The organism is Arthrobacter sp. NPDC080031 (genome assembly GCF_040702485.1).
Classification (GTDB): Bacteria; Actinomycetota; Actinomycetes; order Actinomycetales; family Micrococcaceae; genus Arthrobacter.
The window spans coordinates 94,276-118,501 of the sequence record NZ_JBFBLA010000013.1; the positions used below are offsets into that span (position 1 = coordinate 94,276).

General features: G+C 61.9%; 28 protein-coding genes. 10 read left to right on the forward strand and 18 right to left on the reverse strand.

Annotated elements, in window-relative coordinates; genetic code table 11:
* Positions 1-136 precede the first annotated feature (136 nt).
* Entirely contained in the window at positions 137-349 is a 213-nt protein-coding gene (locus AB0323_RS12905; RefSeq protein WP_366177675.1) for a helix-turn-helix transcriptional regulator, read from the reverse strand.
* A 370-nt stretch (positions 350-719) separates the two neighbouring features.
* On the opposite strand from AB0323_RS12905, the gene AB0323_RS12910 reads away from it, so the two are divergent.
* From AB0323_RS12910 to AB0323_RS12930, 5 genes are all read left to right on the forward strand, one after another.
* On the forward strand, positions 720-1,331 hold the full coding sequence (locus tag AB0323_RS12910) for a type II toxin-antitoxin system Y4mF family antitoxin (protein ID WP_366177676.1): 612 nt from the start codon (positions 720-722) through the stop codon (positions 1,329-1,331).
* Positions 1,328-1,795 carry a DUF6036 family nucleotidyltransferase gene (locus AB0323_RS12915; RefSeq protein ID WP_366177677.1) on the forward strand — a complete coding sequence of 156 codons (468 nt, stop codon included), beginning with the start codon at positions 1,328-1,330 and terminating at the stop codon, positions 1,793-1,795. Before AB0323_RS12910 ends, AB0323_RS12915 begins: the two co-directional genes overlap by 4 nt.
* Positions 1,796-2,040: 245 nt before the next feature.
* Positions 2,041-3,099 carry an LLM class flavin-dependent oxidoreductase gene (locus tag AB0323_RS12920; RefSeq protein WP_366177678.1) on the forward strand — a complete coding sequence of 353 codons (1,059 nt, stop codon included), beginning with the start codon at positions 2,041-2,043 and terminating at the stop codon, positions 3,097-3,099.
* 165 nt (positions 3,100-3,264) lie between these two features.
* Complete coding sequence (locus AB0323_RS12925) at positions 3,265-3,618, forward strand: TraR/DksA C4-type zinc finger protein (protein WP_366177679.1); 354 nt, start codon at positions 3,265-3,267, stop codon at positions 3,616-3,618.
* 114 nt (positions 3,619-3,732) lie between these two features.
* Positions 3,733-4,482: a dienelactone hydrolase family protein gene (locus AB0323_RS12930; RefSeq protein ID WP_366177680.1), complete on the forward strand. Its 750-nt coding sequence runs from the start codon at positions 3,733-3,735 to the stop codon at positions 4,480-4,482.
* 226 nt (positions 4,483-4,708) lie between these two features.
* Here AB0323_RS12930 and AB0323_RS12935 read toward each other — a convergent pair whose 3' ends face one another.
* Positions 4,709-5,365: a peroxiredoxin gene (locus tag AB0323_RS12935; protein ID WP_366177681.1), complete on the reverse strand. Its 657-nt coding sequence runs from the start codon at positions 5,363-5,365 to the stop codon at positions 4,709-4,711.
* Positions 5,366-5,472: 107 nt separating this feature from the next.
* Between AB0323_RS12935 and AB0323_RS12940 the strand changes: the two genes are divergently transcribed.
* The gene (locus AB0323_RS12940) at positions 5,473-7,197 is read left to right on the forward strand and encodes a BTAD domain-containing putative transcriptional regulator (RefSeq protein ID WP_366177682.1); all 1,725 of its coding nucleotides are present in this window, start codon (positions 5,473-5,475) and stop codon (positions 7,195-7,197) included.
* A gap of 204 nt (positions 7,198-7,401) precedes the next feature.
* On the opposite strand, the gene AB0323_RS12945 is transcribed toward AB0323_RS12940, so the two are convergent.
* The 4 genes from AB0323_RS12945 to AB0323_RS12960 are packed head-to-tail and all read right to left on the reverse strand — an operon-like array spanning position 7,402 to position 9,919.
* Entirely contained in the window at positions 7,402-7,581 is a 180-nt protein-coding gene (locus tag AB0323_RS12945; RefSeq protein ID WP_366177683.1) for a hypothetical protein, read from the reverse strand.
* Complete coding sequence (locus tag AB0323_RS12950) at positions 7,578-8,012, reverse strand: cupin domain-containing protein (protein WP_366177684.1); 435 nt, start codon at positions 8,010-8,012, stop codon at positions 7,578-7,580. Before AB0323_RS12950 ends, AB0323_RS12945 begins: the two co-directional genes overlap by 4 nt.
* A gap of 21 nt (positions 8,013-8,033) precedes the next feature.
* Positions 8,034-9,020, reverse strand: a complete 987-nt coding sequence (locus tag AB0323_RS12955; RefSeq protein WP_366177685.1) for an aldo/keto reductase — start codon at positions 9,018-9,020, stop codon at positions 8,034-8,036.
* A gap of 2 nt (positions 9,021-9,022) precedes the next feature.
* On the reverse strand, positions 9,023-9,919 hold the full coding sequence (locus tag AB0323_RS12960; protein ID WP_366177686.1) for a helix-turn-helix transcriptional regulator: 897 nt from the start codon (positions 9,917-9,919) through the stop codon (positions 9,023-9,025).
* A gap of 130 nt (positions 9,920-10,049) precedes the next feature.
* Between AB0323_RS12960 and AB0323_RS12965 the strand changes: the two genes are divergently transcribed.
* Both AB0323_RS12965 and AB0323_RS12970 read left to right on the forward strand, forming a co-directional pair.
* Positions 10,050-10,388, forward strand: a complete 339-nt coding sequence (locus AB0323_RS12965) for a carboxymuconolactone decarboxylase family protein (protein WP_366177687.1) — start codon at positions 10,050-10,052, stop codon at positions 10,386-10,388.
* Positions 10,389-10,449: 61 nt separating this feature from the next.
* Positions 10,450-10,665: a hypothetical protein gene (locus AB0323_RS12970; protein ID WP_366177688.1), complete on the forward strand. Its 216-nt coding sequence runs from the start codon at positions 10,450-10,452 to the stop codon at positions 10,663-10,665.
* Between the two features lie 244 nt (positions 10,666-10,909).
* On the opposite strand, the gene AB0323_RS12975 is transcribed toward AB0323_RS12970, so the two are convergent.
* The 4 genes from AB0323_RS12975 to AB0323_RS12990 form a co-directional block, all read right to left on the reverse strand.
* Positions 10,910-12,016, reverse strand: coding sequence for an NAD(P)-dependent alcohol dehydrogenase (locus AB0323_RS12975; RefSeq protein WP_366177689.1), 1,107 nt, complete (start codon positions 12,014-12,016; stop codon positions 10,910-10,912).
* An 8-nt stretch (positions 12,017-12,024) separates the two neighbouring features.
* The gene (locus AB0323_RS12980; RefSeq protein ID WP_366177690.1) at positions 12,025-13,509 is read right to left on the reverse strand and encodes an aldehyde dehydrogenase family protein; all 1,485 of its coding nucleotides are present in this window, start codon (positions 13,507-13,509) and stop codon (positions 12,025-12,027) included.
* 31 nt (positions 13,510-13,540) lie between these two features.
* Complete coding sequence (locus AB0323_RS12985) at positions 13,541-15,130, reverse strand: FAD-binding oxidoreductase (RefSeq protein ID WP_366177691.1); 1,590 nt, start codon at positions 15,128-15,130, stop codon at positions 13,541-13,543.
* 134 nt (positions 15,131-15,264) lie between these two features.
* Complete coding sequence (locus AB0323_RS12990; RefSeq protein WP_366177692.1) at positions 15,265-16,290, reverse strand: AraC family transcriptional regulator; 1,026 nt, start codon at positions 16,288-16,290, stop codon at positions 15,265-15,267.
* A 373-nt stretch (positions 16,291-16,663) separates the two neighbouring features.
* Between AB0323_RS12990 and AB0323_RS12995 the strand changes: the two genes are divergently transcribed.
* Positions 16,664-17,131 carry a MarR family transcriptional regulator gene (locus AB0323_RS12995; RefSeq protein WP_364537342.1) on the forward strand — a complete coding sequence of 156 codons (468 nt, stop codon included), beginning with the start codon at positions 16,664-16,666 and terminating at the stop codon, positions 17,129-17,131.
* 149 nt (positions 17,132-17,280) lie between these two features.
* On the opposite strand, the gene AB0323_RS13000 is transcribed toward AB0323_RS12995, so the two are convergent.
* From AB0323_RS13000 to AB0323_RS13020, 5 genes are all read right to left on the reverse strand, one after another.
* A complete protein-coding gene (locus AB0323_RS13000) occupies positions 17,281-18,522 on the reverse strand; it encodes an FAD-dependent oxidoreductase (protein WP_366177693.1) in 1,242 nt (413 codons plus the stop codon).
* Entirely contained in the window at positions 18,519-18,842 is a 324-nt protein-coding gene (locus AB0323_RS13005; protein ID WP_366177694.1) for a 2Fe-2S iron-sulfur cluster-binding protein, read from the reverse strand. Before AB0323_RS13005 ends, AB0323_RS13000 begins: the two co-directional genes overlap by 4 nt.
* Positions 18,843-18,876: 34 nt before the next feature.
* Positions 18,877-19,287, reverse strand: coding sequence for an SCP2 sterol-binding domain-containing protein (locus tag AB0323_RS13010; RefSeq protein ID WP_366177695.1), 411 nt, complete (start codon positions 19,285-19,287; stop codon positions 18,877-18,879).
* Positions 19,288-19,378: 91 nt separating this feature from the next.
* A complete protein-coding gene (locus AB0323_RS13015; protein WP_366177696.1) occupies positions 19,379-19,693 on the reverse strand; it encodes an EthD family reductase in 315 nt (104 codons plus the stop codon).
* A gap of 32 nt (positions 19,694-19,725) precedes the next feature.
* A complete protein-coding gene (locus tag AB0323_RS13020) occupies positions 19,726-21,012 on the reverse strand; it encodes a cytochrome P450 (protein WP_364537328.1) in 1,287 nt (428 codons plus the stop codon).
* 281 nt (positions 21,013-21,293) lie between these two features.
* On the opposite strand from AB0323_RS13020, the gene AB0323_RS13025 reads away from it, so the two are divergent.
* Positions 21,294-22,301 carry an AraC family transcriptional regulator gene (locus AB0323_RS13025; protein WP_366177697.1) on the forward strand — a complete coding sequence of 336 codons (1,008 nt, stop codon included), beginning with the start codon at positions 21,294-21,296 and terminating at the stop codon, positions 22,299-22,301.
* A 965-nt stretch (positions 22,302-23,266) separates the two neighbouring features.
* Here AB0323_RS13025 and AB0323_RS13030 read toward each other — a convergent pair.
* Genes AB0323_RS13030 through AB0323_RS13040 form a run of 3 tightly spaced genes read right to left on the reverse strand, consistent with a single transcriptional unit; the run spans position 23,267 to position 23,925 of the window.
* Positions 23,267-23,572 (reverse strand): helix-turn-helix domain-containing protein, encoded by a 306-nt coding sequence (locus AB0323_RS13030; protein ID WP_366177698.1) that lies wholly within the window; start codon positions 23,570-23,572, stop codon positions 23,267-23,269.
* 13 nt (positions 23,573-23,585) lie between these two features.
* Entirely contained in the window at positions 23,586-23,723 is a 138-nt protein-coding gene (locus tag AB0323_RS13035; protein WP_366177699.1) for a type II toxin-antitoxin system RelE/ParE family toxin, read from the reverse strand.
* Positions 23,701-23,925: a type II toxin-antitoxin system RelE/ParE family toxin gene (locus tag AB0323_RS13040; protein WP_366177700.1), complete on the reverse strand. Its 225-nt coding sequence runs from the start codon at positions 23,923-23,925 to the stop codon at positions 23,701-23,703. The genes AB0323_RS13035 and AB0323_RS13040 overlap by 23 nt, the downstream gene beginning before the upstream one ends.
* Positions 23,926-24,226: the final 301 nt, after the last annotated feature.

A 24,226-nucleotide genomic window follows, 5' to 3' on the forward strand; every position in this document is an offset into this window, starting at 1 on the left:
CGAAAACCGGAGTTGTTCAAACGTACAGGAACGGTTTGCCGGATCAGGCGATCTGGATCCGTTCGCCGCCGAGTTCAGCCTCGACGCGAAGCCGGCCACTTCGACGTATTTCCGCAGCGTATCGACCTGGGCACGATCAATCAATGTCACCGAGCTCGATCCGGGACACCCTGTTCTGGCTCACACGCAGACGCGCAGCCAACTCGACCACCGTCAACTCCGATGCCTCGCGGAGCTCCCGAAACCGGTAAGCCCGGACCTCATCTAGCCTGAGCTTCTTGCGGGCGTCCACAGCAACCCGGTCAACAGGCCGCTTGGCCAAGAGCTCCTCTAATGACTCCGCCGCCACGATGCCTCCTTTCACTATTCCGTTCCGGAGTCGGACCAAGCCGCGAACTCAGGCCTCCTCAAGGCGCTTCAACAACCCAGCATCGTGGCGGAGCGCGAAGTTCAAGCCAGCCCTGACATCAGGACGGAGGCCGTGACGATGGGGGTCCAACTCGGGCCATTGCCGGGCACCGTCCGGTTTGGAGGTGTGCGCTACATCGGCCGACTGACCCAGCCGACGGACGCTGTCTTCTGAAAGAGGCCGGGTCCTGTCCATGCCCGATAGTACCAACGCATCAAGCAACAAATTTCGTTGACGGACAAGTCCGACAGGCCATTGCTGTCACCACTCGGTGACATAATGAAATGGCGAAGGAGGACGTTTGACGAACATGGCCAGCATCGACACGCCCGCAGCTGCCGGCGCGATCATCCGCGCGCGGCGCCAGGAGCGCGGGCTTTCGCAACAGTCACTCGCGGAGTCCGCCGGGGTTTCACGGAAGTTCATCGTTGATCTCGAAGCCGGCCACGAACGGGCCGAACTCGGCAAGACCATGGCCGTCCTACACACCCTCGGGCTCTCGCTAACCGCCTCCGCCCCTATGCCCCGCGGCAGCGACTACGACCCGGCACGGCGGGACTACGCCGAAACGTTTACCCAGCTGATCGGCGCACGGGATTTCGAGTTCGCCATCAAGATGCTCGCCGACTACGCCACAGCATCCCTCAAAGCGGGACGGCCGTTGCTCCAGCGCAGCCCCCGGCTCAAGGACCCGCACTGGTCCGCCGCACTGGCCGGGATCACCAACTACACCGCGCACCGGCTCGGTCAACCCGCCCCGTCCTGGACCAGACGCGTCAAAGCCCTCAACGAAGCATGGATGCCTGCCGAGTCCTACCGGACCGTCAGGGAACCCATGAAGAAACTCACCATGTCCGAAACACCGGCCGAACTCGCCGCCCTCAACGTCTTCATCCGCGAACGCAGCCTGGCCACCGCATGAGCGGCGGGGAACTCAGCGCTGATCAAATCCGCGCACTCCTCCATGAACTCGGCCGGCGCCTGCAGGCCCAAGGTGTTCAAAGTGACATCAAGCTCGTCGGTGGTGCCGCGCTGATCCTGCAAGGAATCGGCAACCGCCCCACCGCCGACATCGACGCCAGCTACGCCGACCCCGCCGCTGTCAACGCCGTCGTCACGGAAATGGCAGCTGACTACGATCTTGCGCCCGATTGGCTGAATTCCAACGCAGCGGCGTTCGTCCCCGACAACGCCACCTGGGTGACCCTGGAAGAACTGGGCGGTCTCACCATCCAGGCAGCGGACACCGAAACGCTCCTAGCAATGAAGATCGCCGCCGAACGGGACAAGGACTCCCCCGACATCGCCCGGCTCCTCCGCAGGCTCAACATCACGAACGCGAACGACGCCCTCGACGCCGTCACCACCCTCGAACCCGACGAATAGATGCCCAGCAAGTTCCACGAGTTGTTGCATCCTGCATTCACGAATCATGACCGGCCGGTTTCGTCCGGAGACGCTTCTCGGGCACCCCTGTGGAGGGAGCTCCATCTCCGGCAGGCGTTCGATGCCGGCGACGTGGCACCCCTCACCTCAGCCGACACGAAGGGTAACCTCCCGCCATTGTCAGAAGAACCTGCAGGTCCCGGCGCATATTCTGAGATCAGCCGTATCCGATCCTGAAGGAAGCCATGCCCGACACCTCACGTCCGTTACGCAAACTTGGATTCCTCACTATCGGCCTGTTCGATCCGGCGGATCCCGCCTCGGGCCACGAATCCACTTTGCAGATCATCGAACTTGGTGAGGGCCTCGGATTCGACAGCGCGTGGCTGCGGCACCGTCATCTGCAGTTCGGAATCTCCTCCCCCATCGCGATGATGGCGGCCGCCAGCCAGCGCACCTCACGGATCGAGCTTGGAACCGCCGTAACCCCGCTGGGCTGGGAAAACCCCCTGCGCCTCGCCGAAGACCTGGCCACCGTGGATCTGCTCGCCGGGGGACGCATCAATCCGGGGCTGAGCGTGGGCGAACCAATGCACTACGACACAGTGAAACACGAGCTGTACCCGGATTCCTCCGAGTTGGAGGATTTCAGCTACGGGCGCCTGAACCGATTTGCCCGTCTGATCGCGGGGGAAAAGGTGCGGGACTTTTCCGGCAGGCAGGGTGTAGTCGAAGAATTCTCCAACCGGGTCGAACCGCACTCTTCCGGGCTCCGGGATCGCCTTTGGTATGGGGCGGCCAGCAGGAAGTCGGCCGTCTGGGCCGGGGCAAACGGCTTCAATCTGCTCTCCAGCAGCGTCATCTTTCCGGAAGCGGATCAGGAACCCGACTTTGCCCGAATCCAGCAGTCGCAGATTCGTGCCTTCCGTGAAGCCGCTGAAACGTCAGCCCAGGCGCACGGACAGGCCCGTGTGTCGCAGGGCCTGGTGGTGATCCCAACTGATTCGGCTTCGCCGGGTCAGCGGGAGAAATACCAGCGGTATGTTGAAGAACGCACTCCCCGCACACGGGCGCCGCAGGGGGCAAGGGGCATGCTGTTCGCCGCGGACCTGATCGGTACCAGCGACGAGATCGCCGAACAGCTATACGCACACGCAGGATTTCAGGAAGTCGACGAGGTGGCGTTTGCGCTGCCCTTCAGCTTCGATCATGAGGATTACATCCAGATCCTCACCGACATAGCCAGCAAACTCGGTCCAGCCCTGGGATGGGCTCCAGCTGAAGTCCGACGCGACCCGCAGTAGCCGTCACGGCCTACAATCGGCCACACGTTGGGCAGGGTGCATGTGAAACCACCCCTGCCCGACACCGGATCCCAAACATCGACACCCCGCGCCGGATCTTAAGCACTACGGACCCGAACTACGACAACCACCTAGGAGCTCAACTGTGCGGTAGCCTTTCGTCCCATGGTCGATGCGAAGCGATTCCAAGTACTCCTTGAGGAGGAACGTGACCGCAAGGTTGCGCTCTTGAGAGCCCTCCGTGGGGACATCACTTCGGTAAACGTCGCCAGGCAGGACGCGAACGTCGATGACGAACACGATCCGGAAGGGAGCACGATCGCCTTCGAACTTTCCCAGGCTTCCGCACTCATGGAGCAGAGCCGGGTGGGCCTGGAACAGATCGAGGCCGCTTTGCTGCGGATTGCCAACGGGAATTACGGACTGTGCGCCGTGTGCGGCAAGCCCATCGCGGAGGGTCGCCTGGAGGCAAGGCCTTGGACTCCGTATTGCATAGAGCACGCATCCGGTCGGAGCTAAGCCAAGGCGAATACCCCTCCCGCCACTCGTTGCCAATCACCGCTGCGACCTCGCCGGCACTCCCGGCGGGGACCGTGACCCGGCTTTCCTCCTGAGCTCCGATAGTGTGGGCCTATGCCAATCGAAATCGTTGCCGCCGAAGGCACCGCTGAGGCCCTCGTGGCCCGCCCTTCGACTGCAATCGGCCCTCTTCCCGGCGTCATTCTCTACATGGACGCCTTCGGCCTGCGTCCCCGAATCCAGGAGATGGCCCAGCGCATCGCCGACTGGGGCTACGTCGTGCTGGCGCCGAACGTTTTCTACCGTGAAGGATCAATGGCCGAGCTCGCCCCGGCCGTGGACATGTCCGCCCAGGAAGGCAGGGAAGCGGCAGGCAAGGCTGCCTTCCCCCGGGTTGGCCGCCTGACACCGGAAAAGGCGCTGCCGGACATCAATGCGTGGGTGTCCGCGCTTGGCGGGCTCGACGGCGTAGCTCCCGGCCCCATCGGGACCACCGGTTACTGCATGGGCGCCCGGCTGGCCGTCCGGACCGCCACGTCCCACGCGGACGTGGTGGCAGCGTGCGGCGGCTTCCACGGCGGCGGCCTCGCCACCGACGGGCCAGACAGCCCGCATCTGAAGCTTGGCAATGCGCGGGCCCGGTTCGTATTCGGCCACGCGGACAATGACCGCAGCATGGCACCGGACGCCGTCGCTCGGCTCGGCGAAGCCTTACAGGCCGCAGGGCTTGAGGCGTCTAACGAGATCTATGCAGGGGCGCCGCACGGCTACACCATGGCAGACACCTCCGCCTTCAACCCGGCGGCCACCGAGCGGCACTTCCAGGAGCTGCAGGCGCTACTCGACACAACGCTGAAAGGCTGACCCCGGTCGCCGCCCGAAGCCGGATTGCCACTTTGCGGACGTTCGGCGGCACAAGTTTCTCACCGCTTGGGCACAAGTCACGGCGCCTTCCCGGTCCAACGCTGATCGAGCAGCATCCATGAAGACGAAACAATACACTGACGGCAAGCGGTCCCCCAACGGCGTTCGACCGGCCAGCCAGCGGAGACTGGTCCAAGGTCAAGTCAGTGTCCTGTCTTATGCGCGATCACACCGGCTGCGGAACAATTCGAATGTACGGCTTGGGCTCCTTCCAATCGCCAAAGATCTCCCGGGCCTCGTTGTTCGGGACGGAGCCGGCGATGATCACGTCCTCGCCCTGCTTCCAGTTGACCGGCGTCGCCACCCGGTGCTTCGCAGTGAGCTGAAGCGAGTCAACGACGCGAAGTACTTCTTCGAAGTTGCGTCCGGTCGTCATGGGGTAGACGAGGATCAGCTTGATCTTCTTGTCCGGCCCGATGACGAACACGTTGCGGACGGTCTGGTTGTCCGCGGGCGTGCGGCTCTTGGCGTCCCCTGACGTGGTTGCCGGGAGCATGCCGTAAAGCTTCGCCACCGTGTAGTCCTCGTCGCCGATCACGGGGTAATTGGGGCGAGTCCCCTGCGTTTCTTCGATATCGGCGCCCCACCGTTCGTGATCAGCTGTCGAGTCCACGGACAAGCCGATGATCTTGACTCCGCGCCGGTCGAACTCGGGCTTGATCTTGGCCATGTAGCCGAGCTCGGTCGTGCAGACCGGGGTGAAGTCCTTCGGGTGCGAGAACAGCACCCCCCACGCGTCACCGAGCCAGTCATGGAAGCGGATGTCTCCGGCTGTCGTCTTGGCGGAGAAATCGGGTGCGATCTCACCGAGTTGCAGTCCCATCGTGTCCTCCTGAGTATTGTGATGTGACGACGGCCAATTGGCTCCCCGTCACTTCTCACGCTAAGGCGACCCTGTTCCCCCACCGTTCCCCCGACTACCATGAGGGCATGAAGACGTGCGCCGTCGTCATGCTGGGCACCTTCCGTGTCGTTGTTGACGGCCGGACTGTTCCAGCGGAGGCATGGAATCGCACCAAGGCCGCAGGGCTGGTCAAGATCCTCGCACTCGCCGAAGGGCACCGGCTGCATAGGGATGTCGTCGCCGATCTGCTCTGGCCCGATCTCAGCGCACAAGCTGCTGCTTCGAACCTACGCAAGGCAATATATTTTGCTCGCGCTGCCCTCGGCTCGTCCGAGGCTGTGCAAGCGCGCGGCGACTTGCTGTTTCTACTGCCCGACGCCGAGGTCTCCATTGACGCGGAACGGTTCGAAGCGAGCGCGCGTGACGCGCTCGCCTCATCTGCAGGGACGTCCAAGGCGCTCGCCTTGTATGGAGGAGACTTGCTTCCTGATGATCGATTCGCCGTATGGGCCGAGGATCCCCGCGATCGGCTGCGCACGCTGTACCTGAGTTTGCTCAAGGCCGCAGCTCGGTGGGACGAGGTGGTGCAGGCCGAGCCAACAGACGAGGACGCCCACCGGGCGATCATGGTTCGCGCACTCGGCGCCGGTGATCGTCAGGGCGCGATCCGCCAGTTCGAGCGACTCTGTCGGCATTTGCGGGCAGACTTGGGCGTCGGCCCAGGGGCGGCGACGGTCGCGATCTACGAGAAGGCCATCGCCGAGGACAGCCGGCGTGCGGAGAATCGTACGCGGGCGACGTTGGCGCGAGCACTCATCGCCCTGAACAGCGGCGACCTCTCCGAAGCCACCTCATACGCCCGGCATGCGCGCGAGCTGGCCATGGTAGCGAACCTAGGCCGAGAGATCGGCGAGGCCAGCGCAGTGCTGGCGATCGCGGCGAACATGCAGAACCGATGGCCCGAGATGTTCGAGGCCGAGTTCGTGGAATTCACACGACACGATTCCGAGCGCTCAGGCTACATTCTCGACGCTCAGGTGTGTCTCGCTGAGTTCTGCCTGTGCGGGCCGGACGGGCATCGGAACATTGCGCGGCGAGTAAAGCGCCTGCGCACCATCGCCGAGCGAGCAGGCTCGGTGCGCGGTCAGGCCATCGCCGACCTGTTACTGGGCGAAGCGGCACTGTTCTCCGGTGAACTCGGCGACGCGCGCAGCCTGCTCCAGTCGGCGCTCGAGCTGCACCGGCGGGCCGGGGCCCGGTCCGGCGAGATCGTGACACTGCAACGACTGGCTGAGGTTGACCTCACGCAGGATCGGACCGAGGAGGCCGCTCGGGCAGCCAGTCGCGCTTTGCCTGCCGCCGCGTCCACGTGGCTTGAGCCACACCTGGTTGTACGCCTGTACGGGGTGCTCGCTGAGGCAGCCAGTTCTCCGGCGCAAGCGGTCCACATCATCGAGCGAGCCGACGCTGCTCTGGCCGGTAGGAGCGTCTGTCCGCCGTGCTCTATGGGTTATCAAGTCGCCGCAACGAGGAGTTACGCGCTGGCGGGTAAGCTGGACGCCAGCCGCCGCCGTCTCGCCCAGGCCGAACAGCTCGCCGGCATGTGGCCTGGCGGACCATGGCACGCCGCACTCTGGGAAGCACGAGCCGTCCTGCGACGCGCGGAGGGTCACGAGAATCAGGCCATCGCCCTGTTTCGGGAGGCGGCGGATAGTTTCGCCCAACTCGGCAGGCGCCAAGACGAGCAACGCTGCCTCGCGCGAGCAGCACAGAGATCGCTAACGACGACCGGGAAATCTCTTGCCGGCTAGGCGGTATTCAGTGCAACGTATCCAACTGTTAGGCGAGGCCTACCGCCTCCAAGAGGTGTTCGGGAGGCGGGAGCCCTGAGCCCGGCCATTCATGGGCGGCCCGGACGACCTTCATTGTTTTGTCGTTCCGACGCACCATGTCCAAAAGAACGTTGCCCTTGCAGGCATCGGTCAGCGAGGGCGCCCCACTTCAAATCCTTGCGCTCACCCGACAGACATTTGCCACGGCCCCGCCTGAGCGGTGCCGATGTTCCGGTAACCGATCTCCACCGCGGCGCTGACCGCGGCGGCTGCCTTGTTGTCGTCGATGAACCAGGTGCCCAGGCCGAGCTTGGGAATCTCGACGCCGTTGGCCAGGTTGTAACTCTCGTTCAGGATGCTCATGCCTTCTCTCCGTTCTTCTGCAGTTCTCCGTACACCTCGTCAGTGACGGGCTCGAGCCATTCGTTGCTGACGTTCTCGCCCGGGGTGATGAAGGCCAGGTGGGAGAACCACGAGTCGACCTTCGCGCCGTGCCAGTGTTTCGTCCCGGCCGGGACGTGGATCACCGTTCCCGGCTCCAAGCTGACGGGGTCCTGGCCCTCGGCCTGGTACCAGCCGCTGCCCGCCGTGCAGAGCAGGATCTGGTCACCGCCGCCATCGGTGCCGTGGTGGATGTGCCAGTTGTTGCGGCATCCTGGCTCGAAGGAGACGTTGCTGACGGGAACCTTCCCGCCAGCCAGCGGGGCCAGGTAGCTCTGGCCGATGAAGTACTGCGCGAAGGCGTCGTTGGGAGCTCCGAGCGGGAAGATCTGCTTGAAGTTGTTGTCAGTCATTCTTCTTTCCTTTGGTCTTGATCAGTGGTTGACGTACGCCATGTGCTCGGCGTTGTAGCGGTCGCCGCGTATTCCGATGCGCTGGGCGAGGCTGTCGAGGTCGGCGCGCTCGTCCGCGGAGAGGGCGAGCTGCGTGGCCGTCGCATTCTCCCGGATGCGCTCGGTACGTCGAGTGCCAGGAATCGGTACGATCCACGGCTGCTGAGCCAGCAACCAGGCCAAGGCGATCTGGCCCGGCGTCGAACCCTTTGCCTCGGCCACGCTCTTGACGTGGTCAACGAGTTTCTGGTTCGCGGCGAGATTCTCGGCCTCGAACCGCGGAACACGCCGACGGATGTCGCCCTCGGCGAAGGCGGTGGATGCGTCCACGGTGCCGGTAAGGAAGCCCTTGCCGAGCGGGCTGAACGGTACGAAGCCGATGCCGAGCTCCGCCAGGGTCGGAAGCACCTCAGCCTCGGGATCCCGTGTCCAGAGCGAGTACTCGCTCTGGACCGCGGTGACCGGGTGCACGGCATGAGCGCGGCGGATCGTGGCGGCCGAGGCCTCGGAGAGGCCGAAGTGCTTCACCTTGCCTTCGGCGATCAGCTCGCCAACAGCACCGGCGACATCCTCAATCGGCACGTCGGGATCGACGCGATGCTGATAGAACAAGTCGATCACATCCGTACGCAACCGTTTCAGCGACGCCTCGGCGACGCGTCGGATCTGCTCGGGCCGACTGTCCAGCCCGACACTCTGTCCGTCCTCGATGTCCCAGCCGAACTTGGTGGCAATCACGACCCGGTCGCGGATCGGCTCAAGCGCCTCACCGACGAGCTCCTCGTTGACGTACGGCCCGTAGACCTCGGCCGTGTCGAAAAACGTCACGCCCTCATCGACGGCCGAGCGCAGCACAGAAATCATCTCGTCGCGATCGCCGGGGTTGGGTCCGTAGCTCTGGGACATACCCATTGCGCCGAGCCCGATCGCGGAGACCTCAAGGCCCTGGCCAAGTGTTCTGATGTGCATGATCAGTCCTTCGTAGTAGTGGTGTCATCAAGCACGTGGCGCGACGGCCACGAGGTCACAGTGGCGGCGAGGCTCGCCAACAGCTGGAGCCGTTGCTCGCTCGGCGAACCGGATTCTGCGGTGTAAATGAGGAACGAAAGCCCCGGCTCGGCAGTAAGCTCCAAACCCTCGTACGTCAGGGTGAGGTCGCCGACCTCGTGGTGGCGAAAATCCTTTGTACCCGAGCCGTGGCGGCGGACGTTGTGCGCACCCCACCGCGTACGGAACGCATCGCTGCAAGTGGAGAGTTCACCGACAAGGTCATGCAACTGCTTGTCACGAGGATCATGACCGGCCTCCGTGCGCAAGATCGCCACGGTGACGTCTGCGGCCGCCTCCCAGTCCGGGTAGAAGGACTTGGCGCGCTCGTCCAGGAAGCAGTACCGGGCGAGGTTCCCCTCCCCGGGCCCGTCAAAGACTTCATCGTAGAATGCGCGGCCCAGGGCATTGGTAGCCAGGATGTCCAACCGCCCGTTGCGTACGAATGCCGGGCCGTTCACGATGACGTCCAGCGCTCGTGTCAGGCTATCCCGGGCCACCCACGTCTTCGGCTTGCGCCGGCGCACGGGCTGCGCGCCCCCTTTTGCCGCTCGCGCAAGATCAAAAAGGTGCTCGCGCTCGGCATCGTCGAGCTGCAGAGCCCGTGCCACCGACTCCAGCACAGAGTCTGACACTCCTACGAGGTTCCCCCGCTCGATCTTTGCGTAGTACTCCGGGCTCACGTCCGCGAGCATCGCGACCTCGCCCCGCCTCAAGCCCGCCACTCGACGGTACCCCGAGACCGCAAGTCCGGCCTTCTCGGGGCTGAGATTGGCCCGACGGGACATGAGGAACTCCCGTGCTTCGTCTCTGGTATCCATGCCGACAACGCTATTTCGGCGACCGCTTCGGAGGGAGTCCCCACTGGTACACCCTTCGCTGGAGACTCCCTCCCCCGCCGCCTTTTGCGATGGACTGGACTCGTCCAATCAACCACGAAGGAGTAAAACCATGAGCACCGAAGAGCAGAACACTGGCTGGAGTGGTGGGAAGAACGCCTTCGGCGACTTCGCCCCCGGAATGGTCCACTACACCGACAAAGTCCTCTTCGACGAGGTCTGGGAACGCACGGACCTGAACAAGCGCGATCGCAGCCTGATCACCGTCGCGGCGCTGACCGCCCTGGGCAAGATGGACCAGCTGAAATTCCACCTGGGCTTCGCCCGCCAGAACGGAGTCACCGCGGACGAACTGAAGGAGGCCCTCCTGCACCTGGCGTTCTACTCCGGTTGGCCCAACGGTATGGGCGCGATGAACGTATTGAAGGGCACTATTGAGGAAGAGAACTGAGGATTTACCGCTGCTTGGTAGGACCAGAGGCTGGACGCGTTCGGTGGGGATCTGCCAGGCCATGGCTCCGCGGACCGTTCCACTTCCAGCCCGAGCGTTCGGCAATCCGGACCTTACCGTCCTGTACTGGCTCGGCATGGCGGGCTTTCTGATCAGCTCCCGTGGGACCCTGCTGGCCGTCGACCCACTGCTCCAGGACTTCGACATGCCCGTGCTCATCGACTTCCCGCTTCAGGCAGCAGGTGTCCCCCCGACTCGACGGGATACTGGTCACTGAATCGGACAATGATCACTGCAGCGTGCCGACATGTACGGCCCTGAAATCCAGACACCCAAACGACTCAAGCGCACCATCGACAAGTGCCTTGGCCGCCTCCGAGCTGCCAATGCATCCTGATGCTTGGACACGAATGCCGGTCTGCACCTGTGTAACTTTTTTGTAGTGATGAAACTTGTGAGCGTCAGGACGGGGAGAGCAGAGGACTTCTGTCAGCTGCACGTCTGCCCGTCCTGCCCTTTCTTTAGTTGATCAAGACGGGTTTGATGGATTTGCCCGACTTCATGTCCCGAACAGCCTGATTGATGTCGTCCAGTTTGTAGGTCGTAACCAGGCGCTCTACCGGGAACCGCCCAGCTTCCATCAGAGCGACAATGGCCGGGATGAGAGTTTCAATCTCGCTGTCGCCGAGGGTGATGCCCTGAATCCTGCGGCCCGGCATAATGAAGTTCACGTCAACTGCTGCCGTCGCACCGAAAGCGGGTGCCCCGACTGCGACGACATGGCCCCGCGCCGATGTTGAGAAAACGGCCTGTTCCAGGACCCTGGTGCTGCCGGTCGCCTCGATGGCAGCGTCAGCTCCCCCGCCGGTGATCCTTTGAATCTCTGCTGGAGCATCCTGGATGGCTGAGGCGTCTATCGTGTGGGTGGCGCCGAGTTCCCGGGCCAGTTCCAGTCGCGATGACACCCTGTCCACGGCGATAATGGTCACGGCAGGCGTGAGCGCGGCAGCCATGATGGCTGACAGCCCCACAGCTCCGACGCCGAAGACGACAAGGCTTGAGCCAGGTCTGGGCTGGATGGCATTCCACACTGCGCCCGCACCAGTCTGCACACCGCAGGCCAGCGGTGACAGATGTTCAAGCGGAAGCTCTGTGGTCACTTTGACGACGCTGCGCTCATCCGCCACGGCTTGACGGGCGAACGAGGACTGGCCGAAGAAGTGACCGCCAAGGCGTTCGCCGTCCCGCGAGATCGGAGACGTTCCGTCGCTCCGCGCCCCTCCGATGAGGTTGTCGGGAAGCCAGGTGTCGCAGTAGGCCGGGTGGCCGCCGCGGCAGTTCGTGCATCCGCCACAGGAGGTGAATGACAGCACCACCCGGTCCCCCGGCTGGACGCGTGTAACAGCTGTACCGACTTCAGCCACGATGCCGGCGCCCTCGTGTCCCAGCACACCGGGCAGGGGGAACGGGAGACCGCCACCGGCGACGGATAAGTCAGTATGGCAAAGACCGGCGGCCTTGATATCGACCAGAACTTCGTTGGGCCGCAGGGCGTCAAGCTGCACAGACTGGAAAACGAACTCTGCTCCGGCCGATTCGACGACTGCCGCTTCAGTGGTGATTGACATGGCGATTCCTAGTCGGTGGCTATGATGATGGACTTGGTGCGGGTGTAGGACTCCAGTGCCTCGGGCCCGTACTCGCGGCCCCAGCCGGAGTCTTTCACTCCACCGAACGGGACAGCCGGATCCAGCAGCGCCCAGGAGTTCACCCACACGATTCCCGCTTCAAGCCGTGACGACACCCGGTGCGCCCGGGAGATGCTGGAAGTCTGTACACCCGAAGCCAGGCCGTACGGGGTGCTGTTGGCCATCTCGATCGCTTCCTCCTCGGTGTCAAACGGCTGCACTGTGAGGACGGGGCCGAAAATTTCTTCTCTGACTGCGGGGGATGAATTGTCCAGCCCGGCAATGACCGTCGGGGCATAGAAGAAGCCGCCGTTGATGTTCAGCTCCTCTCCCCCGGTGATGATCTGGCCGCCCGCAGCCCGGGCGGCCTCGACGTAGCCGGCTACCTTTTCCAGCTGCTTGCGGCTGGCCAGGGGCCCCATCACGGTTTCCGGGTTGGTCGGATCGCCGACAGGGACCCCGGCGACAGCATCTTTCAGGATTCCCAGGACCGTATCGTAGATGGGACGTTCGACCAGAAGCCGGGGTCCGCCCATGCAGAACTGGCCGGAATTGAAAACAAAGGCGCCGATGACGGTGCCGATGGCTTTTTCGAGATCTGCGTCGGCGAAGACGATGTTGGCGGCGTTTCCGCCCAGTTCCGCGGTGACGGGGCGAAGGTGCTGGCCAGCCAGCGCCGCCACGTGCCGCCCTATTTCGGTGGATCCTGTGAATGCCACCTTGTTGACATCAGGGTGCGCAACCAGGTGATCGCCCAGCGCTCCGCCTGAGCCGGTGACAACGTTGATAACACCGGCGGGCACTCCGGCTTCAGTGAGGATTTCTGCCATCAGGAGGGCGCTGAGGGGGGTGTCACTGGCGGGCTTGTGCACCACCGAGTTACCGGCCGCCAGGGCGGCGGCAATTTTGGTGCTGGAGAGAATCAACGGGAAGTTGAAGGGCGTAATCGCAGCAACAACTCCGAGTGCTTCTTTCTTGGTGTAGGCGTGAGCTTTCAGCGGGGTTTCACGTACGGAACCATCGAGTTGCTGTGCCAGGGCAGCAACGTACTCATACTGGTCAGCGGCGGTGGCCACGTCGACAACGCGGGCGAAAGTGATGGGCTTTCCGACGTCGGTACTTTCGGCCAGTGCCAGTTCTTCCGACCGTTCACGCATGAGGGCGGACGCTTTGTTGAGGACGCGCGAGCGTTCACGGCCGCTGAGCCGGGACCACCGGCCGTCCTCAAACGCCGCCTTCGCGGCGGCAACTGCGGCATCAATGTCCTGTGTTGTTGCTGCAGCGACGGTTTCTACTTGTTCCCCGGTCCCGGGATTGATGACCGCGGTTGTTGCTCCGTCCGCAGAGGGGCGCCATTCTCCGTTGATGAACAGCTGTCCCCTGGCGGCGGTGGCGGGCAGGTCTGATGGTGCCTGCGACTCTTGAATTGTCATGATTAATTCCTCGTCGTGTAGTTGGCGCGGACTAGAATCCGCGGCCTTTGAGGCGCTTGCCCCAGATGCCGGATTTGCCGGGGGCTATGATGCCGTTGGGGTCCAGCGCGTCCTTGATGCGCTCCTGGAAGCGGAGCAGTGCGCCGTCGTTGTAGTTGAAGGTGCCGGCGACCTGGTCCATCAGGGCAAGGTGGGTCCGGTACTCGCCGTAGCCTTCGGCCGCGGCTTCATCGATCAAGACCTCAGTCATGGCGAGCAGCTGGTCGCGCGTCTCGGGCCGGGCCGTGTCGTAGACAAACAAGCAGATGTGGTGCATTTCCCGCAGGCCAACGATGAACTGGGCGGCGTAGTCCTGGTTGTATTCGATGCTGCGGTCCCGGACCATCGTGAACTGCTTCATGGCGTCGGCACCGTCCGGTGCCGAGACGGGCGAGAAACAGATGTGTCCGCCGTTGGGTACCCATTCGAGGAGGTGACGTTCTTCGATCGACGGGATGCCACGGTTGATCTTGTGCCGGTCGTGGAGGACGTGGGCGCCGCGGTCGCCTTTTTCAGGGCGGTCCGTGGTAGTGAAGAACCTTGACCCGGGAACCTGAAGGAAGGCGTCGCGGATCATGCCGAGGAACATGTCGGTCTGGGGCGGAGGGCCGTACACGGTGCCGTAGAAGTTCCAGTACCCCAGGTTCAGGTCTTTCTGCATCTTCTTGATGGCCTCTTTCGGCATGGGCCCTTCGCCGTCAAACCACTCGGTCCGCTGGGAGACGGAGGCGGCGTCCATGAAGATGTTCCGCAGAACGGGTACGTTCTGAAGAGGGGCCATGCCGATGCGAAGCGGGAGCATGATGTCGATGACGTATTTCAGGTCTTCTTCGTTCTCAAAAGTGATGAGGAAGCTTTCCGCTCCCGGGGGTTCAGGCATGAGGGCGATGCCCATCTTCGTGACGATCCCGTAGTTGGACTGCGTGAACAATCCGTCTGGGTAGGGCCCGAATCCGTACGGGAACAATTGCCAGGTGTCGCTTCCTTCGATGGCTCCCATGCCGGTGCGCAGCAGGTCGCCGTCGGGCAGGACAACTTCCAGGCCTGTCTGCCACATGATGTGGTCGCCGTAGGGGGTGTAGCCAACGCCGCGGTCGAGCGCATTTCCGACGACTGAGCCCCAGCCGAGATCGGGAACGTCAACCCAGAGCTTGTAGCCCTTTTCCTGAATGTGGTTGTAGAGGTCAAAGTAAGTGACGCCCGGTTCGATCAGGGCGTAGGCGTACTTTTCGTTGACTTCAATGATCTTGTTCATGCGCCGCCCGGTGGCGACGACTACTGCGCCGGAGAGGCGCGGTGCCGCACCGCCGTAGCCGAGGTTCTTGCCCGTGGAGACGGGTGAGAGCGGGATCTTGTACTCGTTGGCGATGCGGACGAGTTCCTGGATCTCTTCAGGGGTGGAGGGGAACACAACCGCGCCGGGGATGAAGCGCTCGTCATTATTTGTCGGGAACGGGTCCCGGTACGGTGCCAGTTCCTCCTCAGTGGCGAGGACATGCTCGGCGCCCAGGACCGCGCGGAACTTATCCAGGGCGGTGTTGAATTCGGATTCGGTTACGTCTGGCGGCAGAATGCGGCTCATGACTTGAACTCCCTTGTTCTGAGAAGCAGCAGACCCCGGCCCCATCGGCCGTAGGTGCCTGTGTGATGCGGATCATGATTCTTGACGAAGTTGCCCGCCACAAGGGCCTGGTGCGCCTAGTGGATAGACGCTGGTCACTGCCGGGATAATGCGCCCGATTTCTTGAGGGTTTGTGACGGGGACTCACCGAAGGTCTTCGCATATTGGATAGCGAAGCGGCCGGCGTGCGGGAAGCCCCACCCCGCAGCAACTTCGCTTACACGTGTGGATATGTTCGCTGCGAGCAACTCTGTCCGCACCCGCTTCATGCGGACGCCGCGCAGGAATTCCATGGGGGTCGTGTCAAAGTATTTGCGGAACCCCAGTTGAAGTGCCCGCGGGCTCACGAAAGCGTCGGCGGCGACAGATTCGAGGGTTATCGGCAGGTGGGCATGGGATTCGATGAAGTCAACGGCGCGGCGGACAGCCGCTGACCCTACAGCTTCTCCGTTATTGGCGAGCTCTTCGCTGTAGTTGTTCGGGGCGGCAAGCAACAGCCCCCGTACGGTATATTGCACGGCAGCTTCGGCCATCAAAGGGGTCGACAGGAGCGAATCGGGGTTGCGTAGGCTTCCGATGAGCAGATCCACCGCAGAGCGCCACTCCTTCCCCCGTTGAGAAGTCAGGTCAAATGAACCGTCAAAGTCAAGAGGTCCTGCCGCCGTTCGTCCCAGCAGTGACTCCAACTCCCGGTACATCAGTGCTGTTGGAATTTTCAACGCCAGCATTTGGGCCGGCTCGGACCACCCCTGAATGCCCGTGCTTTTCAGTGGTCCATGAATACTTGCCGTAGCGGGAGTGCCCAGAACGACGGTTTTTCCCGACGAGAACCGGAGACGGCCAAACACTGGGAAATTGACCTGGTACGCGCTTGTCAGCTCACCGGTGGCAATCCGTACCGGCGTTCCATACTCGAGGAGGCCAATAGTGACACCAGCCATCTCAGCGGCTTTGAGGCGCATCTGAAAACCGGCGGCTGAGTGCCCCACGCTCAGTTGGTGAGGATAGTAAACCCGTCCGCCGATTTCCGAAGCTTCTTCCGGAGTGCTGCTACGAACGACGTACTGCACAAATGACTCCTCAGCTCGCCCATCGCCAGAAGATAATTCTGATTCTGGCATCTACATCACCACGCGATGAGGCTGACAGCAGGACAAGGATGGCGGAGTGCAGAACAGAACTCGGGCCGCCAGGGTAACCCTCTGGGGGCGGTCTGTCATAAGACGAAGAGGAGACTTCTCTCGCTGCCCGTCTTGTTTGATGAGGATGACAGCCCTCCTGCCCTCGAGCCGCCAGCATGGCCTGCGTCATCACATGAGCGGTCTCACCGATTACCATAAGATGTAACAAGAATATCAGGTTTACTGATCATCTAACAAGCTCAGTGCCACGCTTCTCGTTTGATATACCCTCAGGGCTGGTTTGCACCAGTTACATAGCAGGGCAAAGTCACCGGGTTCAAGAAACCTGACGATCTGGCCAATAATGAATCGCATGAGTGCGCGAGACGGGATGCCGGCTTCATTGAAAACCGCTGATGTCACAGTTCTGTATTTGATTAAGCAGGTCGAGCTGGCGGTTCGACATCGGCTGGACGAGACTGTCTCAGGAATGGGCTTGACGGCCCTGCAGTACACGGCGTTGACCGTCCTTGAGAGACATCCGGGGATGACGTCGGCCGAACTGGCGCGAAATTCCTTCGTAAGAGCGCAGACCATGGCCCAAATGACCACATTCCTAGAGAGCCGTGGCCTGGTCCGCAAGGAGGCGGATCCGCGTAGCAAGAGGCAGTACTTGATTTTTCTTAGCGATCAGGGGCAGAACGCCGTCGATAGTCTGCGCGCCGACGTTGCGGAGGTCGAGCAGGCAATGCTCGCCGACTTCGGCGAGCAGGAAGTGGTTCAGTTCACCAACATGCTCCGCAGATGCAGAGTAGGCCTAAGCGGCAGCCATCCCCACTAGGCCCAAAAGAGTCATCCGGATCGAGGCTGACTGAGACGGGCTGCGGCGTGGCTTTCGATGAAAGCAACGCCGCAGCACTTTGCCGGACCGGCTCAGTTCCCAGCCGGGCGGCTAGCCGAGCAGTTCCACGCATCCATGAAGGGCAACGACTAGACTACCGCGACAACTCGGATCAGGTCTTTGAGCTCAATGCCTTCGTCGGCGGCCTCCAGAATGCTCACAGGTATTCGCGCGGCAAGCAGTTTGCGTGCGGCCATGTGGTCGCGGGGCCGATTCACCGACTCCACGGCAATGAGCTCGCCATCGGCGAAGCAGAGAACTGAGAAAGAGCCGGAAAGCGGGTCCCCCCGCACGACAGTGCTGTCGTAGCCCTCAATCAGCCCGGCCATTTGCAGTTTGCTGTCGAACTGGTCCGTCCAGAACCACGGCACCTTGTCATAGTCACAGCCGGCACCAACGATGGCAGCAGCCACCGCCCGCGCATGCTCCACACATGTCTGAATGGACTCAATCCGCCGCAGCCCTGACTGTGTCGGGAAGGCAGCACAATCTCCGATAGCGAAGATGCGGGAGTCACTGGTCCGCAGCGTGGAGTCCACGACGACCCCCCCGTTTATTGCCAGACCAGCAGACACCGCCAGTTCCACATTCGGATCAACCCCGATACCGACCACAATGATGCCGGCTGAATAGCGTTTCCCGTCGGCCGTCACTACACCGTCCACCTGTCCGGAAGGAGCACTGATGGACCGTACAGCGGAGTTGGCAACGAGGCGTACGCCATGACGCCGATGTTGCTGTTCAAAGTAGCGGGCGACCGGTAGCGAAACTGACCTGGCCATAGGCCTGTCACGACTCATCAGAACCGTTACGTCAGCGCCGTGCTTCCGTGCCGCGGCGGCTACTTCGAGCCCAATAAAACCGCCGCCGATAATCACCACTTGCCGGCCATCGGCAGACTTGAGCTTTTCCTGGAGCTTCTGCGCTTCGGTGAGGGTCCGCAGATAGTGAACACCCTGCGCATGGGCCCCCGGGATGCTCAGGCGTCGATTCCGAGCACCGGTGGCAAGGACAAGAGTGTCATAAGCCAAAGGGCTCCGGCCTTCAAGTTCGAGATGCCGTCTGGAACGATCGATTGCCGTTGCCAGGTGTCCGGAAAGCAGCGTGATTCCACGTGATTCGTAGAACTCTGCAGGCCTCAGGATGATGCTGTCATCGTCGTAGCCGGCAGCCAGGAAGGCTTTGGACAGCGGAGGACGCTGGTAGGGGACTCCGTGTTCGTCTCCGATGACCGTAATCGGCCCGGCGAAGCCTTTCGCACGCAGCGTCACCGCTGTTTCACATCCGGCCTGGCCGGCGCCGACAATGACGACGCCAGCTGTGCCGGTCATATCTGGGCCTTCGGCAGCCTGATGGTGATGCCGTCGAGTTCCTCGGTCACCACAATTTGGCAACTGAGCCTGGATTCGTCTGTCCGTTCACAGACAGTGTCCTCGAGCATGACATCCTCAGCGTCACTGAGGGGCTGGAGGGCGTCCTGCCAGGGCGCCCCGACGTACACGTGGCAAGTTGCGCACATTGCCTGCCCGCCGCACTCCCCTACGATGCCGTCCACGCCGGAGGCCTGCGCGGTCTGCATGACCCGCTTGCCCGGAAGGACATCCACCGAGGTCTTGTCTCCGTCAGCGCTAATGTAATGGATTGTTGGCATGGTCTGTCCTTTCAGGCGATGCAATGGGCAGGTTTCAGGCGATGAGCTCTTCGCGCCCATCGTCCTTGAGGCTCTGGATGTACAGCGGGAAGAGGTGCTTGGTGCTGGGAACCAGCTTCAAGACCTTGATGACTGAGCCTTCGGCTTTTACGTCGCCTTTTGCCATGGCGATTGTCATGTTGACCTTTCCCTGCCAGAACCGGTTGGCCGTGTCTGTGGACATCCGCAGAGTGGCATTGGGGGCTGTAGGTGCTTCGCTGACGCTGGGGTAGACCTTTCGGGCGGGCAGGTCCAGGACCACTTCGCTCTCCGGGTCATGGCAGGCCACCAGCAGCACCGCTCCGGTGGCTGCGAGGTTCGGGCCGAGTTCGGGGTCGGCATAGGCGGTTTCGAAGATGCCGCCTACGTATTTGTGCAGATCTGTCGTATTGGTGTATCCGGGCATTTTGGATCCTCTCCATCGAGGGTGGGTCTTTGAGTGGGTTGGTTTAGCTGGGTGCGTCGGGGCCGTCGGCGTGACCCGTAAGGGAGTTCAGTCAGGGGGCGATGATGTCTTCATTGCTGAAGTGAAGTGCGGCGCCCCCGGTTGCGAAGTTGCCCAGGTCAGCTGTGGCTGCTTGACCTTCCGGCGAGGCCAGGGCGGCCAGGGCCTGTTCCTTGGATTCAAAGGAAATCTCGGCAATCAGGTAGTTGTCCGGAGTGGTTCCGTCGAAGGTTTCCGTTTTTCCTGCTGCGAACCGGGTTACGCCTGGAATCTGCGATGCAAGCGGAAGATGCTTCTCGTAGTAGTAGCTGTCGAACGCTTCGGGGTCAGTCGGCTGTTTGTATCCGATGCTGATGCGGTAGGCCATGGTGATTTCTTTCTCGAGGTCCGGTGCCGGCGCTATGGCTGGTCAGAGGGAAGCGGGTTGGTTGCAGGATCCCATTCCACGAGGACGTGTTCCGGCCCGCGGAAGGAAGTGTTGGGTAGGTACGTGAAGTCCTGCCCCTGTTTGAGTCTTAGCCCGGGGAGGCGTCGGGTGAGTTCGGTGAGGAAGACCTTCATCTCCAGACGGGCAAGGGAAGCTCCCATGCAGGTATGGATTCCGAGGCCGAACGTTAGGTGCCTGCGGGCATTGGCCCGGTTGATATCAAAGACATCAGGCTCGGGGAAGATGCTTTCGTCCCGGTTTGCTGAAGCCATGACGATCAGCAGGCGGGAGCCGGCAGGGATCTCGACGCCGCCAACAACGGCGTCCTCGGTGGTCATTCGACGCCATGCGACAACGGAGCCGCTGAAGCGGAGGCATTCCTCGACTGCCTTCGGAATGAGATCAGGATCCTCAACGATGGCTTCCCACGCTTCGCGGTTTTCCAGCAGCGTCCGCAGGGCGTTGCCTGATGCGTTGGTCGTCGTCTCATGGGCAGCAAGAATGCCGCTCATCATGATGTTTTGAAGGTAGTTGTCCGTGATCAGGCCAGGATGCTCTGCCTGGACGCGGATTGCGTGGGGAATCCATCCGGGTGCGTCCGGAGTTTTCTTCAAACGCTCGACGAGTTCGCCGGCGAAGGTCCAAAAGGCGGCCATGCCTTCAGCTACGCGGACCTGCTCGCTCACCTCAGGACGGCCCCAGGTGAAAAGCGTCTGTTGCATTCCGAATTGACGGCAGGTTTCGATGTCTTCGTCCGGGACTCCGAGGAAGATGAGGGCGACGATGCAGGGCACCTCGTAAAAGAGGTCATCGACAAGGTCAGCTTTTCCGCGTGCTGCGAATTTGTCGATGTAGGTGTTGATGACTTCGCGGATGCGCGGCTCCAGCAGAGCCACTGAGTCCTGCTCGAAAGGTTGGAAGAGGGCGCGGCGCCGCTCACCGTGGATAGGTTCGTCCTCGTTGACGATGGTTGGGCCCGGCGCGAAATCGCTGGCATCCAGGATGTCGAGGGCTTCATCGGAAATTGGAGTGACCTGCTCAAGAGTGATTGCCGCCGAGAACAGATCCGGGTTCTTGAAAATCTCCTTGACGTCGTTGTACCGGGTGACTACCCAGTAGTCCAGAACGGGGCTGTAAAAAACAGGCTCGTTGCGCCGCGCCTCGGCGAGAGCGACTGCAGGGTCGGCCTGGTATGCGCCACGGAAGGGATCGAACTCCGCTGCTCCTTCGGTGACCGGACACCCCGTCGGAGACGTCAAGGCGGAGGCAGGCCCCCCGAACCCAGTTACGGGGCAGACTCCTGCAACTGGATGCGGAGAATCCAACTTCATTGACTGAGTGCTGTCGACTGACATCATTGTCCTTTCCTGATACCGCGTCCTGCGGTGTACCAACTGATGTTAGGCAGGTCACACGAGGCGGAAAAGCCGCGAAACGAGTGGTGATATCCGGAAAGCGCAGGGTGGCAGGCGGGTACGCGGAAACCGGAGGATTATCAGGTTTCCTTGCAGTTAGTCCGCAGGTCTGTTCCAATGGGACGATGAGCAACCATGTTGTTCGGCCCGCCCCTGGCAACGCAACCCGGGGGTCTGAACCCCGTCACCTGCGAAGCGCGGACGTGGATGAAGCCCGTTCGATTGGCACTGACCTTTACTACCCCCACCGACTTAGAGTTGCTGACCTTTCAGCCGATTTCAGGATGCGCGTTGACGCCTTCGACGCCGGACCCCTGACCGTAGGGACTATTGAATACAGCACGAACGTGCGCGTGGAAACGCAGGCACTCGATGTTGCCTATCACCTTAACGTCCCGTTGGAAGGTCAACTCCGTACATCGACCGGGAAAAATCAGATCATCGCTACGCCACAGCGGGCTGCTTTATACCGCCGAGACCAACCCACAGTGATAGAAGGTTGGGACAGTCAATGCCGCATGCTGGCCATAAAATTTCCGCGAGGGGTCCTGGAAGCTCATCTGGGATCTCTCATCGGAAAACCGGTCACCAAGGCCATCGCCTTCGAACCTTCGCTTGATCTCAACGATCCATGGGCGAGGGAATGGTGGTCGTTCGTGGAAATCCTGATCCGCCAGTTGGGAAATCCGAATTCATTGGTACGAAACCCGATGATGCTGACATCGATCGCCGACAATGTCATGACCGGACTGTTGCTGTCCAGCGACCACCAGTACAGACCTGACTTGGAGGCCCTTAGCCCGGATGCAGCGCCGGCGGCCGTAAGGAAGGCAGTGGAGATCATGGAGTCCTCACCGGAGAAGCCCCTGACGGTGGCCGACCTCGCGGCGGCCTGCGGGGTTGGAGTGCGTTCGCTGCAAACGGGATTCAAAAATACGTTTGAGATGTCCCCACTTGCCTATTTGCGGGAGATCCGTCTCCTGCGCGCGCAACGGGAGCTAGTGGCTGGCACGCAAGAAACAACTACGGTGGCGGAAGTTGCGTCCACCTGGGGCTTCTCCCACCTTGGTCGATTCGCTGCCGATTATGCAGCCCGCTTCGGTGAGCTTCCCTCGGATACTCTGCGGCGGTAGATACTCCTACGTAGTAGATGCCGGTTGTCGGGACAATTTTCAACAGGCGCCGCTTGCGTCGCCCAGTCCAAGATAGGCATCCGGGCTGCCAGCAGCGGGAGGGCCAAGGGCTGGTAAAGCGCCGCTGACCCTCCCTTTGCCGTACTGCGTGAAGGGCGCGGCCAGCAGGTATCCGACGACGATGGGCGAAATGATTGGAACCAGCCAGCCGATTCCTGCCGTCCGACCGACACCTGTGCCGCGGAGCGTGGCCGGAAGGGACGGAGCGGTCGCGTGGAAGCCAGCGACGTTCGATGAGGTGACGACGCCGCCGAGGAGCGCGCCAACGATGATCGCCAGGAAGGCCTAACTAAATGCCAGGCCGAAGATGACGTAGATCAGCGCAGAGGCGGCCAGCGAACTGAGCAGCAGGTGCCCGCAGCGCAGGAAACTTCGAGGATGCCGGTCATGAGGCTGTAGCCTGCCCCCACTGTCACGGAAAGCGTATCGGGAGAGCGCCGTTCATGGCCTTGCCGGGGGCCTGGGCGAGCTCCATGAATGAGTGAGGGCCAACGCCCTGCCACCGGAACAGCCCGAGCGGACGGCACATACCCTAGATGCCAGCGGGCGGAAGGCCCACCAGCCAGGACCCTGACCCCGCCACCCACACAACCGAACAGGCCACCGCGGCACCAGGCACGGACCGCGGCCAGGCAGAGGGACCCGCAGAGGGTCAGTGTTCACACATTAGAGCAAATACCCCTCTGACGAGGGGAATGCTGTGCCCGAGGTGGGACTCGAACCGCATTCGGGGCCTTGAAAACACGGGGAAGTCCAGAAATCATGCCGAGTACGGGCCAGTCCGGCCGACGACCCGGTCCGAAGCGAAAAGTGCTGACACTGTCAACACACCCTTCTTTCCCACTTTTTGAACCCGCTCGCGAACACGACCAAGTTGTTCAAACGAACCGGAACGGGCTGCCGGGTCAGGCGATCTGGATCCGTTCGTCGCCGAGTTCCACCTCGACACGAAGCCGACCACCGACCGCTTCAACATATTTCCGCAGCGTGTCAACCTGGGCACGGTCAATGTCGCCGTGCTCAATGCGAGAGACCCTGTTCTGGCTGACGTGCAGACGCGCAGCCAACTCAACCTGCGTCAGTTCCGAGGCCTCGCGGAGCTCCCGAAGCCGGTACGCCCGGACCTCATCGAGCAGGTGCTTTTTACGGGCATCCACAGCAAGTCGGTCAACAGGCCGCTTGGCCAGCATCTCTTCGATAGTCTTTGCCATTACGATCCTCCTTTCAGAATCCCCAGATGATCATCGAACAACTCATCCGCAATCGGGACGTTTTGTACCACTTGCTCCAGTTACCTGCCTTGTCCCCTGCAACAAGCAAAATCGCAAGCCGCTCCGGGTCAAAGGCGAACAAGATCCGCAACTCCGACCGCCCGCTGGATCCCGGGCCGCAGTTCCTTCATGTTCCTGTGGCGCGAACGAATCACCGTGTCGACAAGCGGCCTGCCAAGCTGCGGACTACGCTCAGCAAGAAGCTCCAACGCAGCGACCATCTGCTCGTACGAGTCCCGGTCGAGCCCAAGCAGCCATGCCTCCACCAGCTCCACGTCAACAATCCATACCAAGCCATAATACAACCCACAGGTTCTACAACTGAAGAGTTATATCCGCGGGAGGCGCACACACCCTTGCGGCGGGATTATCTTGCCAGAGCCCGACCGATCCCTCGATCGTGTCGCCGATCCGTTCCATGGCGCCCCGGACGGTAAGCACGGTCGAATCCGACGTGTCACAGCAAGGCCGCGGACCGTGCGCGATGTTATTTCATGAAGGAGGAACAGTCATCTGCCCAGCACAATTCCTACGATCCTTACAGCGTTGTCACTAAACTTCGGCCGCAGGAATCGGAAACGCCGATCGGTTCAA